This is a genomic window from Paenibacillus sp. 01T431, from assembly GCF_056398625.1.
In genome coordinates this window covers 1-17,083 of the sequence record NZ_JBFTPT010000030.1, presented here as the reverse complement: position 1 = coordinate 17,083, position 17,083 = coordinate 1, and the positions used below count along the sequence as shown (strand labels likewise).

General features: G+C 45.4%; 5 protein-coding genes, 12 tRNA genes and 1 rRNA gene. 1 reads left to right on the top strand and 17 read right to left on the bottom strand.

Going from position 1 to position 17,083, the window contains the following annotated elements; genetic code table 11:
• Positions 1 to 159 precede the first annotated feature (159 nt).
• The 8 genes from ppc to AC1DM9_RS32280 all read right to left on the bottom strand — a co-directional run bounded on the left by ppc (position 160) and on the right by AC1DM9_RS32280 (position 14,995).
• A complete protein-coding gene (ppc, locus tag AC1DM9_RS32315) occupies positions 160 to 2,964 on the bottom strand; it encodes a phosphoenolpyruvate carboxylase (protein ID WP_477584063.1) in 2,805 nt (934 codons plus the stop codon).
• Between the two features lie 384 nt (positions 2,965 to 3,348).
• Positions 3,349 to 8,646, bottom strand: a complete 5,298-nt coding sequence (locus tag AC1DM9_RS32310) for a choice-of-anchor I family protein (RefSeq protein WP_477584061.1) — start codon at positions 8,644 to 8,646, stop codon at positions 3,349 to 3,351.
• A gap of 2,021 nt (positions 8,647 to 10,667) precedes the next feature.
• Positions 10,668 to 10,741: transfer RNA gene (locus AC1DM9_RS32305), tRNA-Gly, on the bottom strand.
• Between the two features lie 14 nt (positions 10,742 to 10,755).
• Positions 10,756 to 10,832, bottom strand: a tRNA-Pro gene (locus AC1DM9_RS32300).
• A gap of 34 nt (positions 10,833 to 10,866) precedes the next feature.
• A tRNA-Arg gene (locus tag AC1DM9_RS32295) sits at positions 10,867 to 10,943 on the bottom strand.
• Positions 10,944 to 10,951: 8 nt separating this feature from the next.
• Positions 10,952 to 11,026 (bottom strand) — tRNA-Gly (locus tag AC1DM9_RS32290).
• 412 nt (positions 11,027 to 11,438) lie between these two features.
• Positions 11,439 to 12,296 carry an ABC transporter ATP-binding protein gene (locus AC1DM9_RS32285; RefSeq protein WP_076271911.1) on the bottom strand — a complete coding sequence of 286 codons (858 nt, stop codon included), beginning with the start codon at positions 12,294 to 12,296 and terminating at the stop codon, positions 11,439 to 11,441.
• 239 nt (positions 12,297 to 12,535) lie between these two features.
• Positions 12,536 to 14,995 (bottom strand): phosphodiester glycosidase family protein, encoded by a 2,460-nt coding sequence (locus AC1DM9_RS32280; RefSeq protein ID WP_477584059.1) that lies wholly within the window; start codon positions 14,993 to 14,995, stop codon positions 12,536 to 12,538.
• A gap of 362 nt (positions 14,996 to 15,357) precedes the next feature.
• Between AC1DM9_RS32280 and AC1DM9_RS32275 the strand changes: the two genes are divergently transcribed.
• Positions 15,358 to 15,861, top strand: a complete 504-nt coding sequence (locus AC1DM9_RS32275) for a GNAT family N-acetyltransferase (protein WP_477584057.1) — start codon at positions 15,358 to 15,360, stop codon at positions 15,859 to 15,861.
• Between the two features lie 118 nt (positions 15,862 to 15,979).
• Here AC1DM9_RS32275 and AC1DM9_RS32270 read toward each other — a convergent pair.
• The 9 genes from AC1DM9_RS32270 to AC1DM9_RS32230 all read right to left on the bottom strand — a co-directional run.
• A tRNA-Leu gene (locus tag AC1DM9_RS32270) sits at positions 15,980 to 16,062 on the bottom strand.
• 97 nt (positions 16,063 to 16,159) lie between these two features.
• Positions 16,160 to 16,242, bottom strand: a tRNA-Leu gene (locus AC1DM9_RS32265).
• An 18-nt stretch (positions 16,243 to 16,260) separates the two neighbouring features.
• Positions 16,261 to 16,336 (bottom strand) — tRNA-Lys (locus AC1DM9_RS32260).
• A gap of 10 nt (positions 16,337 to 16,346) precedes the next feature.
• A tRNA-Gln gene (locus AC1DM9_RS32255) sits at positions 16,347 to 16,421 on the bottom strand.
• 9 nt (positions 16,422 to 16,430) lie between these two features.
• Positions 16,431 to 16,506, bottom strand: a tRNA-Val gene (locus AC1DM9_RS32250).
• Positions 16,507 to 16,537: 31 nt separating this feature from the next.
• A tRNA-Glu gene (locus tag AC1DM9_RS32245) sits at positions 16,538 to 16,612 on the bottom strand.
• Between the two features lie 40 nt (positions 16,613 to 16,652).
• Positions 16,653 to 16,728: transfer RNA gene (locus AC1DM9_RS32240), tRNA-Thr, on the bottom strand.
• A gap of 4 nt (positions 16,729 to 16,732) precedes the next feature.
• A tRNA-Asn gene (locus AC1DM9_RS32235) sits at positions 16,733 to 16,808 on the bottom strand.
• A 161-nt stretch (positions 16,809 to 16,969) separates the two neighbouring features.
• Positions 16,970 to 17,083: ribosomal RNA gene (locus AC1DM9_RS32230) — 23S ribosomal RNA — on the bottom strand; the annotation flags it as partial.

The window sequence follows — 17,083 nt, the reverse complement described above, 5'->3', positions numbered from 1 at the left end:
AAGAACATAAGAAAAATAGAGTTCTGTTGCAGTTTGTTTTTCTAGCTCCTCACAACAATGTCTCCCAGCTGCTTTCAACGAAAAAAAAGCCAACCACAGTAAATACCATGGTTGGCTTTGTAGCTATTCTATATTCGCCTAAGCGATTAGTTTGAACAGTTAGCCCGTATTCCGAAGTCCTGCGGCAATGCCGTTGATCGTCAGAAGCACTTCGCGAAGTAGCTCTGGATCATCTTCTTCGTTATCACGCAGTGCACGAAGCTCGGTTAGCAGCTGTACTTGCATGTAGCTAAGCGGATCGACGTACGGATTGCGCAGACGAATCGACTCTTGGATAACAGGAACATTATCCAAAATTTCCGTTTGGCCTGTGATGCTAAGAATAAGCTCAGATGTAAGCTTATATTCTTCTTCGATTTGCTCAAAAATACGATCGCGGATCGTTTTGTCCTTAATCATATCTGCATATTCCTTCGCAATAAGCAAATCTGCTTTGGCAAGAGCCATTTGAAGATTGTCAATTAGCGAGCGGAAGAACGGGAACTTCTCGTACATCGTACGAAGCGTGTTCAGCTTTTCCTCGTCGTCGCCAGTATATTGCTTCATTGCAGTACCAGCGGCATACCATGCCGGCAGCAAGTAGCGGCTTTGCGTCCATGCGAACACCCAAGGGATGGCGCGCAAATCCTCGAAACGATCACTGTTTTTCCGTTTGGATGGACGTGAGCCGATGTTCAGCTCGCCAACCTCAGGAAGCGGTGTCGACTCCTTGAAGTACGTCAAGAAATCTGGATCGCGGAAAATAAGATCCTGATACTTCTCGAGTGCCGTCTCGGAAATCGAACGTGCAATTTCTTCCCACTCCGCTTCTGCTTGCGGTGCTTGCTCTGGGTATTTCGCCAGACGAGCAGCCGTAATCAGCGCCCAAGTTGCTTGCTCCAAGCTGCGGTATGCAATACCTTGCATCGAATAACGCGAGGATAGAACCTCACCTTGCTCGGTAATTTTGATGCCGCCGCCAACCGTATGCGGCGGTTGTGCAAGGATACTGCGGTTAAGCGGCATTCCGCCGCGGCCAAGCGCTCCGCCACGGCCGTGGAAGAACTTCAGCTTAACGTCGTACTCTTTGCCGGCTGCTGTAATGTCATTAAGCGCTACGCGCAGCTCCCAGTTCGCTGTAACAACTCCGCCGTCTTTGTTGCTATCGGAATAACCAAGCATAATTTCATGCAGGTTGCCGCGAGCTTCCACCGCTTGACGGTAGATCGGCATTTCGAATAGCTGCTTCATAATAGCTGGTGCTGCATGCAGGTCATCAATCGTTTCAAATAGCGGTACCGATTGCAGTGTACAACGAATCGTGCCGTCCGCTTCCTTGCGGAACAGGCCAACTTCCTTCGCAAACACCATAACCTCAAGCATGTCGCTTGCCGCTTCCGTCATACTAATCAGATAACTTGAAATACAATTGACGCCAAACTCTTGCTGCGCCCGATAAATCGTATGGTATACATTCAAGCATTCACGCGTGGACTCCGTGTAATCTAGATGCCCCGAAGTAAGCGGACGCGGATCATTTAGGAGACGGTGAAGCAGGTCTGTTTTTTCTTCTTCAGGAAGTGCCGCATAATCTGCTGCTACATTCATTTTCGCCAAAATTTCTGCCATCGCATTTTCATGCTCTTGGCTATGCTGACGAACATCAAGCGCCATAAGGTGGAAACCAAACAGCTCCACTTGACGTACTAACTTAGCAAGTGCTGTATCTGCTACATAATCAGCGTAGTGATGACGCAAGCTGCGATCGATAACGAGCAAGTCCTCGCGAAGCTCTTCAGGATGGTTGTAACGCATTTGCGAACCCTTAAGCGATTCATCGCGTGTATTAGCCAGCTTTTCTAGCATAAAGCCAAGCTTAATACGGTATGGCTCCTTCGTATTTCTCCAAAGATCGACGCACTTAAGCTCAACATGCTCGCGATCCGATCGAATCGAATCGATAAGCTCAGCCGATACCTCGACAAGGTTTGTGCTGAAGCTGAGAAGGTCCATAAGCTCGCCTAGTTTTTCTTCGTACTTGCGAATAGCCAGCTGACGGTGCAGCGTTAGCGTTTCCCAAGTTACCTGAGCTTTCACCGATGGGTTGCCATCGCGATCGCCACCGATCCAAGAGCCGAAGCGCAAGTAATCCGGCACATGCCATTTCTCATCTGGATAATACTTGCTTAGGCAGCGTTCAAGCTCTTCATAAACATTAGGAAGCACTTCGAACAATGTCTCATCAAAATAGTACAAGCCGTTACGAACTTCATCGATAACGGTTGGTTTGCGGTCACGAAGCTCGTCTGTTTGCCACAAAATAAGAACCTCATTCATGAGCTTCTCACGCAGCTTCTCGCGCTCGCGATAGGTTAGTGTTGGATTATCCAGCTCCATCACATCTACAGCAATCCGTTTATGAATATCAAGCACCGCGCGGCGAGTTGCCTCGGTCGGGTGTGCAGTCATTACTAGCTCCAGCGAAATATTGCTCAAAATATCTCTAACTTCCTCGATTGCAATGTCGCGTTCCTTCAGATCTTGAACCGCGCTCTCAATGGAGCCGCGTTGGACCGCTTCGCCAGCAGAAACCTCGTAATCACGTTTCCGTCTAATCCGATGATTTTGCTCTGCAATGTTGACAAGCTGAAAATAAATGGCAAACGCTCTAATCACTTGATGACGTATTTCCGGGTTAAGCGATGATACATTTTCTTTAAATTGATCAAATAATTCCGGTACAAATTCAGCGCGAAGAGATTTACTTTGTTCACGAATCCGTTCTACGATTTCAAGCAGCTCGCGGCCGCCTTGATGAACAAGAACTTCACCGAGAATGTTGCCTAGAAACCGGACATCGCGTCGCAGCAAATTGTTAGCCTGCTGCCGATTTGTGGTCAAAGTAGATGCAGATTGATCCGACATACTGTTCCTCCTAAATTTTTGCGAAGCAACGATCGCTCCGTAAGCATTTACTTGTTTTCCGAAGCAGCAATCGCTTCGAAAGCTTGCTTGTACAACATGAACGTTTTTTTGACTTCTACCATCATACTACAAAAACCTACAGGGTTGAAGCCCTGAAGCCAATCCTAACAAAAACAGATTCACGCAAACAAAGTATATAACCCGCTCCTTTTTGCTTCTTATGTTTCCGGTAAATAATAACTGCGAAAGACAACCCGCTTCAGTTAAGTTAACGATGCTTATTAACTTAGCAAAAAGGCTGGTTCAATCCCATTAATAAGACCTCTTATGAAAAAGACCGCAGCACCTCTCTCTGAAGGGCGCTGCGGTCTTGCTCAAGTCGAATTATGCCATTAATTGAATTAATTTCGCCAGCATTTTTGCCGCTTCCTCACGGGTAGCCAAATCCTTCGGTGCAAAATAGCTGCCTGCCTTATTTGCATAGATCTTGCCGTTAATGATTCCCGCCTGCTGCACTGCAGCTGCTGCTTCCTTCGCAAATGCACCAATAGATGATGCATCTTCAAACGCTATAGCATTTGTCTGCACGGGCAAATCAAAGTTCATGACTTCAACGAACCTTGCAATCATAGCAACCATTTGCTCACGGCTAATATTGGCTTTAGGATTGAAGCTGCCATCTCCAGCGCCTCCGACAATTCCTTTTTCAGCCGCCCATGCTACCGCCCCTGCAAAATAATCGGATGACTTCACGTCCGTAAAGCTTGATGACGTGTAACCGTCCAGTTGAGCGCCGGCAATTCTTGCAAGGATGAGTGTGAAATCAGCCCTTGACATGTTAGCCTTTGGAGCAAACTTTTGATTGCCCAAGCCGCCGATTATATCTCTGGAAGATAAGTAAAGGATAGAATCCTTCGCAAAGCTTGATGCCGTGTCCAAAAATGCCACATGATTGTAGCCAACTCCGTAAGTAGAGAAATGGCTTACCGTAAACTGTAATTGACCTGTCGACTTATCGTACACGCTGTTAGGTACAATGCTAAGTTTGCCGTCATTTGCAATATAGTATATGACTACTGCTTGGCTGTCTTCGTTTGCTTGAAGCGAATAAGGAATGCTAACCCGTGCTGTACCGCCCTTCAGATCGGTAATCGCTGTTTTTCCGCCGATCACATCAAACTCATACACAGGATGGCTGCCGATCGTTTCCTTAATCGCACTAGACAGCTTAGATGCATCCGCTTTGTTGACCGCTACGGTAAGCTCGCCACTTCCTGAGGCTGCCGCCAATGTTCCAATAGCCTTAGCATCAAAGGATACGATTCCGAGTCCTGCATGAACATCCAGCGACTTCAATCCCTTAGCTGCAAGCTTAGCGATAGCTTTTTCCTCAAACTTGATAGCCGTTGACTTGGTGTCTGTGTTAGCCGCCATTTTAAACTCAATGGATGCCGGCTTGCCGTTTGATGCTTTATCTAATGCAGCTATTGCTGCATCCATTTGATTTACCGTTACCGTTGCCGTTGTCTTACCGCTGTTATCCGTTTCAGCTTTAATCGTGCTTACTGCTTTTACGGTCTCGCCATTTACGATCGTCACTCCAGCATCTTCAGGCTTTGTAGAAGGTGCAGGCGTTGGCGTTGGCGATGGAGTTACGATGTCACCTGAAGTAACCGTGACACTCGTCTCAGCGAGACCATATCCGTCAGCACTCGCTGCTGAAATGACCGCTGTTCCCGCTTTTAACGCTGTGACATTTCCATTTGAATCTACAGTTGCTACAGCTGTATTAGAAGAAGTCCACATTGCAGCAGCAGAGCTTCCGCCTACAGGCTCGACGGTTGCAACCAGCTTAGATGCATCTCCAACTTTTAAGGAAAGGGAAGCTTTATCCATCGTTACTTTTGTTACATTCAGCTGATATACGCCTACCTTGCCGCCTACCTCGTAAGCAACCAAAAGCAAAGGCATTCCAGTTGGACTAATGTTAGCCGGAATAAACTCCAAGCCTTCAGGGCCGGTATCTGTATCTAAGTTGTCCTTGCCTTGGCTGTCTTTGAACACGCGAGTATTTGTATAATTAGCGAATGTCGCATGCGCAGGATCTGTTACATCATAGGTCATGAAACCACCGATGCGCTCAAGACCAACGAATGCCAAAACCTTATTGCCAACCTTCCCCGTTTTAATATCTTCCGGTTCTGGTCCCTTCTTGCCGCTTCGATCGTCAATGGCTGTCTTACTGTTGCTTGTGTTAAAGAATGCTGGCAAGCGACTGCCCGTTATCGTTTCAAAATCGTTGCCGCTGTCATAGACCTGCTCCATCGAGATCGCATTCCAGATAGAGAAAGAACGTCCGCCGTACATGTAAATGCCTTCATTGCCCATATCGCTTGCGACTTCAATACCATCATAGGCAGTCTTGCCATTTAGGAAAATCGCTGCCGCTGAAGCCGGATCAAGCTTTGCTTTTAATGCACCTATCGTGCTGCCGTTTGTACGGTTCGGCCATTCCGTTACATCGCCTTCATTAGCTGTAAAAAGGTACGTTTGACCGTTAATCGTATGAGATGCGATGCCGTCAGGCATGTACATCCCTTTAAACGGTACATTTTCCAGCTTAATCGCGCCGTCTTTTAGAACGTCGAGAGAATTGCGCGGATCATTATAATCCTTTAATCCAAGTGCCTTTACAGCCGTCACTTTGTTCGTTTCGATATCAATAATCGCAATTGCATTATTCTCTTGCAATGACACATAGGCTGTCTTGTTGTCATCCGAAAGAGTGATATACTCAGGCTCCAGATCATACACAGCGTCTACTTTGGTTCCGCTCGATTTAATTTTCCCATCTGCCGGATCCACTTTGCCGCGAATATGAACGCCATCCTCGATAACGGACGGATCATCGAAGAGTACATGGGTAACTTTGTTGTTTACTGTATTGACGATCGTTACGCTTCCTTTAGGATCATCTGTACCATTTCGCGGCTCCGCCTCATCCGCAGTAAGGATATACTTTCCATCAGCTGTTGACTTAATCATATCCGGTTGTACACCAGCAGCGTAGGCTGAGATTAAATTACCTTCATAATCGAGTACGATGATTTTACCTGGCTTGAGTGGATCCGCCTCTTGTACCGCTACAGAAACACGCTTAATTGTCGTATTAATATCTACACTAGTTAAATCACCGTATACAAAACCTTCAACCTCGGCCATCGGCTTAACAAGTATCGTTTTTTCTTTACTTAGCGTTCCGTTCCCGCTTCCCAAGCTGACAATATCTAAGCTTGGCGGATTACCGGAGCCGTTAACTAAATAAAATTTGCCATTGTCTTTGTTGAATTTCACGATCTCGGCAACGCCGCCATCTTTATTGAATTGGCCTACTGAATATTGTCCGATTTTTGAAATATTGAGCGTATCTTTAAATTCAGTGGACGCTGGCTTTATGATCATATCTGCAGCTGCGCTCGCTACAGCCAATCTAACTTCGCTGCCGAAAACTCCAATGGTTCCCGTAGCTTGTGCGTTGTCCCCAACTTCAACCTTCGGAAACGCTCCATTCACATAAAGCAGTATATCGTTATCAAGCTTAATCGTATTAGCCGTTTTGTCCACGGCAGTTACATTGCCTGTAGTTGTCACTCTCCTGCCGTACATCTCAGATGTTACTGAACTAAGCTTATCTACGTTAAGCATAGACTTATCGAACGTATCTTCCGCCACTAAGCTAAAAATTTTATTGTTCAGCCTTGTTACCTGTAAGTTGCCTTTTACCCGCACTTCGCCGTCATGAAGACCAGCCGTCCCAGAAACGCGTACCTCTGCGCCTACCGGGATGGATGGGTCCATGCCTTCAACAGCAATTGCGCCCGTAAACGATTGTACATAACGCACTGCGTTTGCTTGGCTGTTATCCGATTTAACGGACGGAGTTGTAACCAAACCTTCGACCGTTACCGCTTTGTCTGCTGTATTCTTCTGGAGTGAGCCGATAAGCTTCACAAAATCAGGAATGACATCAACGATTCCCTCTGTTTTCCCACCTCGCGTAGGCGATGGATCCACTACTGCAAAATCAGCAGCATTGTTGTTGGAATCTTGGAAGTTAATGCGGCGCACGCCTTTAACAGCCGCTGGCAGTGAAGCCCCATTCCCTACGGATGTTCCTTCATGCAGTGTAGTTTGAACCGCACCGAAGCCTACCGCATCAACAACTGCCGAAGTGGCGTACACTCCTTGGAACAATTCCACCGTGCCATCCACATCAGACATGCCGATGGATTGCTCTTTCGTGCTTGCATATGCATCAGCCAGGTAAGGATCTCCGTAATTTTTGTCGCTCGTATTGCCCCATGTTGCTTCAAGGCGAACGAGGTAATAATCATGAGGAGCAATGACCGCACCTTCTTCAAAATCATAGCCTTGTACCGTTGTAGCACCTTTATTGCTGTATCTTAAATGATATCCTGCAAGTGATATTGGCGAAGCAGTAGGATTGTAGAGCTCTACAAAATCATACAGGTATGGAGATGCTGCTGGCGGAGTATCTTTATTAATTTTCCCGCCGCCGCCATATACTTCATTAATGAGAACATGAGTTGCTGGAGCTATACTGGATTGAATGGTAAACGCAAACGACTTAACTATGCTAACTGGCGTACCTGCCGTGCTGTCAGTCGCTGTAATCGTCACATTAGTATTTGCTACCGCCTTAGTCGGTGTCCCCGTTAAAGCACCATTTGGCGCAAGACTAAGCCCTTCTGGTAAACCAGTTGCTGTAAAAGTATATGGCGTGTTTCCACCAGTAGCCTGAATAACTGCGGAATATGGAGATCCAACAAAGCCATCAGCAAGAGATGCTGTAGTAATGACTAGCGGCTGGACAATACCCGGCCCCCATGCGCCGTCAGCACCGCTGCGGGGTATTGCTGCTAGTAATGCATCGCCGGTAGCTACCTCATAATCGACTTGTTTGAAATCCGCTTTATTATTGTCTGTATCTACGAAGTTGCTGCGGCGAATGGACTTTTTCTTCGATGTGCCTTCTGCTGAGCCCGTAGGGAATGCAGTCTCATAACCGTCGATATTACTATCCTTATCGTTGCTTCCTGTACCGACCATATCTACATAGCCGTCTGGCTTAGTGTCAAAAGGATTAGGATCAGTCAGTAAAGTTTGATTGCTCATAAGAGCAACCTTCATCCCTTTATTGTTAATGAAACGCTCCCAAGTAAGATCACATTTGGCAGAGAGATTTACTTTAGGATTTGCAGCACCTGTAGAAGCTCCTGTTATAAGAAAAGAAGAATGCGCTTTAATCGTTCCGGTCAAATTTAGCATTTCCCAAGCCTTAGTAGCACCTGTCGTTACAACTGGGAGCGGTTCCGCATATTGCAGCGACCAACCAGCAAGATTGACATCACTATCCGTCGGATTATAAAGCTCAATAAAACCGTGAGACAACAGCGTGGTCGTATCTGTGCTCAAGCCGCCGCCATATACTTGATTAATAACAACATGCGGGATCGCTACATTATAGGCACTGTCTACTGCGTAAGGCGTCCCAGACAATGGCAAACCAGCAGCCATGACAGGTCCGCCTGCCAGCACCATGCTGGCCGTAATTTCCGTAGCTAATAATAATGATATTAACCTTTTACTATAGATCTTCAAGTTTCACTCACTCCCATATCTATTATGTTAACTAGAATTGTAGAGAGCTTTTATTTCATAATGATTAATGTTCCATGAAGCTTTTGTAAAGCGCTTGGGGTTTGGTGGGGGTTGGTTATTGGTGGAGTGTTTGGTTATTGGCAACGTGTATGGTTCTAGATAAAGCGTTTGGGGCAAACAAAATAACCCGCTGGGAGCTTCCAGACGGGTTATTTGATTGATATGTTTATTTATGTTTACACATATAATATTTTCGGCTCAACATTGGAATCTGCTGTTATGTAGTTCATGTTTAACCTTTAACCCTAACGGACATGTAATTCGCTATTTTGAGGATTTAAGCTCGTTACGTAAATCTAACGGACATAGGATACGTTAATAGCTCGAAAAGTAGCTAAATTAAGCATCCTGAAACTAAATAAGAGATCCTATGTCCGTTAGTTCTATAAAAGGACGGAATTTCGGCAAATAAGGTATCTCATGTCCGTTAATTCTACATAAGGTTGGAATCGCCGCTTATTAGGCATCTGGTTTCTGTATTGATGCATTTATTTATGTTTGCACAAATAATATTTTCCGCTCAACATAGGAGTCTGCTCTTGTGATGTTCATGTTCAGTACTAACGGACATGAAATCCGCTATTTCGAGAATTCAAGCTCATTACGTGGATCTAACGGACATAGGATGCGTTAATAGCTCGAAAAGTAGCCTAATCAAGCATTCTGAAGCTAAATAAGAGATCCTATGTCCGTTAGTTCTCTAAAAGGATGGAATTTCGGCAAATAAGGTATCTCATGTCCGTTACAGCTCTTACTTGGAAGTTTTAATTGTAGAGAACCCTCACAATTAGCTAAGAATACGTGCGCCTGTACCAATTCATCAAAACCCCACTTTATACCTTCAACTTCCGCTTTAGGTAAATGCCGCTAATATATGATAGTTCACTTTCTTAAGCATTTTAAATAAATTACTTTGCTGCATAAATAACGCTTCTAAGCCGTGCCATTCGAAATTTTTAATCATAACTTGATATTTCAAGAATAGATTTAAATGTTTTTATGTTCACTGTCTTTGAAACTTAGACTAATGCTTTGCGTAGAAATATTTGTAAATAAAGAAAGAATGAGGTCATTACGAATAAAAAAACAATCCCTATATGCCCCAACCATTCTTGTGGCTCTGTTTTTTCTTAGCATGTATGAAGCAGGGGACGAGCTACATTGGAAAACATTATAGAGAAGATTTTAGTTTTGGGCTCTGCAATTGGGGTCATATATTTAATTAATTGGCTTACCAAAAAATAAGCTTTAAGTTTATTAGAATTCAAACGTGGTCACTATCGAATCGATATATCGAAGTGTAACTATATTTCTCCAATTCACCTAATGCCAATAAAGGAGAATGATTTAATGAGGCGCAGAACTCGTAATAATAAGGTAGATACTTTTTTTTACAGATTGGAAGTATTTTTTGAAGTATGGATATACCTCCCTCGGCTAATTTTCCGACTATACAAATGGATATTTGATTAGCTTACATACACTTGTTTAGTACAGGGAGTCTCTAAGACGCTTCCGACTAGAATGAAATAAATGTTATGTAAGACCTGGTAAGGCGGTACTAAGCGATATGTCTTTCATGGTGAGAAGGTGTGAATTACTATCCTCCCCTCTATGGGCTAGAGCAGGTTTCTAAGCAAGCGAGAGCTCCCTAATACCCGTTTGTATGATCTATGGCATAAAACGGCGAAGCTACTGCGAGAGAGCGGTTCAGAACTCAAACAAATAGAAGAATGGTTGCTTCATTCATGCGAAGATCGGAACTACAGCAGATATTTATATGCATGATTCTGAAATAACCAGCAGAGAGGCTTCTGATCGGTTTGTGTATCTTAACCCTCAAACAGTTAATTAAAATTTCGCACCATCTTCTGCACCATATTAGGTGCAAGAGGCACTTTTATTGCAATATATAAAAACAAAAAAAGCCTTGCTGCGCAAGGCTTTCGGGTTTAAATAGTTGGAGCGGGTGATGGGAATCGAACCCACGCTATTAGCTTGGAAGGCTAAAGTTCTACCATTGAACTACACCCGCAAAGAAAAAAATTATGGTCGGGACGACACGATTTGAACATGCGACCCCCTGGTCCCAAACCAGGTGCTCTACCAAGCTGAGCTACGTCCCGAAGTGTAAATGAATTGCGTCTAATGTTGGGAAAATGGCGCGGCCTAAGAGATTCGAACTCCTGGCCTTTTGATTCGTAGTCAAACGCTCTATCCAGCTGAGCTAAGGCCGCACAATTTATGGAGCGGAAGACGGGAATCGAACCCGCGACCCTCGCCTTGGCAAGGCGATGCTCTACCGCTGAGCCACTTCCGCATGTATTTCTGTCGGCCGTTTGTTTCGTTTATCATCGCGGCGACAAGTAATAATATATCACCCCTGAAAACAAAAAGCAACTGTTTTTTAAAAAAAGTTTTAAATTATTTTAAATCCTTTAAAATACAATGTTCTAATTTGGCTGCAAAACCTTATATGGCGCGGAAATATGTGCTTTTAGATTTCATAAATCCAATCATAAAAATCAGCTTAAATGACGTTATATCTTATTACCCGGTTTAATCCTTCCGATTGTTTAGCTCTAATGGATTACATTTTATAAATAACAAATATAAACGGTTCACTTCCCACCCACTCGCTTCTAAGCTCAATATACTACACAGGGCTTATCTAAAAGAACAAAAAACCGCATTTCCAAAGGAAACGCGGTTTACGGCATTCATATTAGTTACTATGCTCCAGCAGCAGCCAATGGTCTCTCTGACTGTGCACGGTTAATCAATGCCACTTTATCAGCAGCAGGCTGGCCGGCTAGTGCATATGGCAAGCAAAGAGGAACGCCTGTACGCGGATCAGGCACGATATCTGCCTCAATGTTAAACACTTCGCGCATAATATCCGGTGTCATAACTTCTGCAGGCGTACCTTCGCCTACAACGACACCCGTTTTAATTGCGATCATATGATGAGCGTAACGTGTTGCGTGATTCAAATCATGAACGACCATGACTACTGTGCGATTATTAGCTGCGTTGAGCTTTTGAAGCAAGTGAAGTACCTCAAGCTGATGTGCCATATCCAGGAAAGTTGTAGGCTCGTCAAGGAATAAAATATCAGTTTCCTGTGCAAGAGACATTGCAATCCATGCACGTTGACGTTGTCCGCCCGATAGATGATCAACCGGACGATCGGCAAAATCAGTCATACCTGTCGCTTCAATTGCCCACTGCACGATACTGCGGTCATCCTTAGTCATCGATCCGAAGCCCTTCTGGTATGGAAAACGACCATAAGAGACAAGCTCAGCTACTGTGAGTCCGTCCGGAGCGGTTGGATTTTGCGGCAAAATTGCCAATTGCTTCGCTACTTCCTTCGTCGATTGCTTATGGATGGACTTCCCGTCCAGAAGTACACTGCCCTTCGAGGGATTCATAATACGGGCCATTGTTTTCAAAATCGTTGATTTACCAGAGCCGTTAGCTCCTACTAGCGCCGTGATTTTCCCTTGAGGTATAGCAATGTTTAAATTCTCAACGATTAGACGGTCATCATAAGCAATATCAAGACTAGAGGTCGTTAAACGAATCATTGAACATGCACGCTCCTTCCGCTGCCTGAGGCAGACACCTTATCATTTTATATTTATATTTCAATAAGTAACGAATATTGATAACGATTATCATTTATTTTCTAATGATAATGTTTCTCATAAAAAAAGTCAATGATAATATAAATAGCATTTATTCATATCGATAAAAATAGAGCCCCATTTAAATAGAAAAGCCGCCCAACAGGTTGGGACGGCTAGCTTTTATCATTTTACATACGTTACCACTTTAGCTTCGTGCCAAATACGAGACCATTGCTTATTAGCCTTCCAGGCGTGGTTATGAGTTTTCCTTGCGCGTACATACCAGAGGATGCTCCTCCGTCCAAATTCATCGCCTGTTCAGCGCCAAGCTGAATCATGATTTGACTCCACTGTTTTATCGTTGCTTTGGAGACAGTAGCTATGACAACAGTCCCGTCCTTTTTGACAAGAATGCCGCTTCTGCCAGCTGCATCGGTCAATATTTTGGAGCTGCTAAACCCTTCACCAGCTGGATTAACTGCCGGTTTCCCATCCTTCACTAGTCTTGGTCCTGCACCAATGGCGGTATGAACGCGAGACCATGCAATCGGACTTTTCGAGAGGTTGGTCATTTCGATCTTATAATCAACCTTCGTCCCCACCTTAAAGCGTGAGGCTAGCTTCTCCTCAGAACCTGTATAGACGAGAACATATCCGTCTGCTGGAATGCTGACATTCTCTTTTTTGCTTATTTTGGTCACGACACCCTTACTGACCGTTACTGAGGTGCCTTGTGCAAATCCAAGCTTAGCACCACGCTTTGGCGTGAACATAATGGCTGACGATGCGCCTGCTGCAGGTGTTCGATTAATAAAATACGCATACCAGTTGTTAGGCGACTTAAAAGAACCGTCTGTTCCACCTAAAATTTTGACGCGCAGCGTATCCATAACTACTTTGCCGTCCCATGTAAAACCAATCGCTGTCCCTGTATTTCCTATATGCTCCACATTGCCGTCTACAATTACCGTTCCATATGGCTCCGGAATGCCGCCATAAGCCTCAAAATAGGTTCCGTTAATCGCTGCGTCTGCACGGTAATCTTTAGCAATCGATTGAAGCGACTGAACGACGCCTATCTTACGGCTTGCCAGGCCTGCCGTAACCGGCATTCCCTTTGGAATGGTAACGGTTTGAACCGTAAACGACTGGCCTGCGGCAGCAACCTTCTTGGATTCATGCTTCACCTTTAGGTTCAAGGTAGAGGCTGTAACCTGAATAGGAAGCTTCAGCTGGCCTTTGTAGCCGCTAGCTGTAACATCGACATAAAGGTTAGCTGATCCAGCTGTAACCGGGGTTACCACGCTTTTCTCATTGATGCGAACGATCGCTGGATTGTCGGAGCGATAGCTGACAGCGACTGGATCGGACAGCTTCAGCTTGTCCGTGAGCAGGAGCCGTGTATCCAGCGGCAGCTTAACCGCCGCCGCTGCTGCATAGGTGATCGCAACGGTGCGAACTGGCCCCGCTGCGATTAATGTACTAGCGGACGCATATACGAAGCGTCCGCTGCCCTGCGGCGCCACACCGCTCGCGGGAACCGCGGTGTGACCGCCGTAGGTGTACAAGATCGACCCGGCAGAGCCGTCGATCGCGTACACAGCGCCGGAACGGCCGCCGGCCAGCACCGTGCCGGCGCCAAGATCCGGCGCCAGCGCCGCGGGGCCAAAGCCTCCCGCCCCGCTGGCGCTAATGCGCCATAGTTCCGCCCCGTCTGCGAGGCGGAACGCAGCTATGCCGTTGCCGCTGCGTTCCGCGGCAACGACTGTACCTTTGTCTCCGGGCACAAGCGCCGGAGACGTCCAACCGCCTGCGGGCGCTGCTGCAAGCTCGCGAGTGAAGCGGACTTTGCCGTCCTCTTCATACGCAGCGATAGCGTTGCCCGCAAGCAGCATCACGCCGCCGCTCACATCGCCTGCGATCAGCTTCGCAACAAGCAGCGTCTGCTCAAGCGACGCTTCCCATACAACTGCATTGCCGCGCACGGCATACAACACGCCATTGCTGCCCAGTACATAGACGCCGCGCTTACCTGCCGCCAGTTCCTTAACCGATACACCCTCTGGCAGCAGAGCAGCCTGCTGCTCTCCCACACTGCTCAGCGATAAAACAGCATGCTGATATGCAAAATAAGGAGTACCTTCCCCATCCGTCACCATGCCAGATGGCTCTAATTGTTCCTTTTTCCCTTTAAAATAATAAATACCTTTCTGACCGCCATTGCCGCCTTCATCATATTGATAAAGCCTAGCACCAGTTCCTGCAGTAAATATTTGTCCTTTTCCATTTACGGCTGGGGCGGATAGTTTCGAATATGTGTTTATTCTTTTTAATTCTTTTCCGCCATTATCTAATAAGGATAACCATCCATTATTCGTTACTACCAGCAGCTTTCCGCTCGGCATAACAATCGGAGGATATAGAGTACCTTCTGCTTTGTATCGCCAGTACTCGATTTCTGCTTTGCTGGCAGCAGAACCCTTCGCATTAGAAGCAACCGTTTTTGTCTCATTCGTCGATTCTGCCGCAGAAACGGAGGAACCCCTATAAGCTCCCTTACCACCTAATGATTCACTTCCTGTGTAGCTCACATTCAACACTATAATAAGCAGAATAGCTACTACTCTAACAAGCCATTTTTTCATCTTTTGCTGCATATGACTGATCTCCTTCTCCTTCTTATGTGTAGATTCCAGTTAGTCCCAATGAACTATATCGACAGGTTTATTCTAAAAATGAAGGGATTATATGGATAATAGAGCCCTCAAATTCTATTCAGGAATAGGTTGGCATCCTGTAACTCCCTATGTTACGATCACAAAAACATGTCTACAAATCTAGCAATGGGATTACTATTTCTTTATATAAAACACTAATTCCATTTACTATTTATCCTCAAAACAATTAACCTTGTACATTTTTAACCCCATACGATTGAGCAGGATCACCTTACTGTAGAGGTAGATCGTGTTTTGAACAAGCTATCCTAAGCAAACATAAAAGGAGGATTATAACCAATATGCAAACCACTAGATGCAAGCTGGACACATTACAACAATCAGATTTCAAAAACATGCAAAGGATATATTCGAGTCATGAGGTTAGAAAATACTTAGGCGGAGCTGTACCAGAGGAATATCATCTAAATAAGTTTCTAGATGCTTTAGAGCGCTCATCAACGAAGGAGTCATACATTTGGACGGTTAGACTAAAAGAAAACAATGATTTTATTGGGGTTGTTTCCTTAGATAATCACATAGACGGAAGGCTTAAGGAAATTAGCTATGAATTTCTTCCGCAAAGCTGGGGTAGCGGCTACGCAGCCGAGGTAGTCGGTCAATTATTAATGTACGCACTTCATGAATTAAAGCTTGGCAAAGTAATAGCTGAGACACAAACAGCAAATACTGCTTCCTGCAGGCTCCTTGAGAAGGTAGGCATGCGATTAGAGCATAAGCTGCAAAGATATGGTGCTGAACAAGCGCTATACAGCTTCAATGATCATTCCGGGCTATTCGATTAATAGATGTGGATGATAAGCGTGGTTATAAAATCAAGCATGATGGATGATTACTACATAATTATTAAACACATATATAAACAGCAAAAAACCCTTGTTCGCCAAGGGTTTCTTCATGGTATGGTGCGCGTAGAGGGACTTGAACCCCCACGGTCGCCCGCTAGATCCTAAGTCTAGTGCGTCTGCCAATTCCGCCATACGCGCATATGTGATTCTTTGAAGCTTAACCATGTTTTGCAGGGCTTCCACCTACATTACTCTGTTGACATACAGAGTGCTTCCCTATGAAGGGTGTTAAATATGGTGCGCGTAGAGGGACTTGAACCCCCACGGTCGCCCGCTAGATCCTAAGTCTAGTGCGTCTGCCAATTCCGCCATACGCGCGCATGTGAGATAAAAAAATGGTGAGTCATGTAGGATTCGAACCTACGACACCCTGATTAAAAGTCAGGTGCTCTACCAACTGAGCTAATGACTCATAGTATAAGTGGCTGGGGATTCAGGGATCGAACCTGAGAATGACGGAGTCAAAGTCCGTTGCCTTACCGCTTGGCTAATCCCCAATAGCGATATGGTGGACGCTGACGGGATCGAACCGCCGACCCTCTGCTTGTAAGGCAGATGCTCTCCCAGCTGAGCTAAGCGTCCAAGGATAAAGGCGCCATTTGTAAAAATAATTTGGTGACCCGTAGGGGACTCGAACCCCTGTTACCTCCGTGAAAGGGAGGTGTCTTAACCACTTGACCAACGGGCCATGCTAAAATTGATGCTTGTCCTTACAGTTGAAAGTTTTCTGGAGCTCTCAACCGGATTCGAACCGGTGACCTCATCCTTACCATGGATGCACTCTACCTACTGAGCTATGAGAGCATAATGGCTCCCCGAACAGGACTCGAACCTGTGACAACTCGATTAACAGTCGAGTGCTCTACCAACTGAGCTATCAGGGAACATTGTATTTTGAGTTGAATGTTATTAAAGCATCAACTTCAAAATAGGCACGGTTGAATATCAAGGCGTATTGCGCCTTGAAAACTGGATACGAAAGATTAGGCTTGCTGAAGCCTTTATGCTGTTGTCTACTGGATGTATGGGTCACAGTAAACGTGTTTAGGATAAGCCCTCGACCGATTAGTATTCGTCAGCTACACACATTGCTGTGCTTCCACCCCGAACCTATCAACCTCGTCGTCTTCAAGGGGTCTTACATACTGGGAAATCTCAT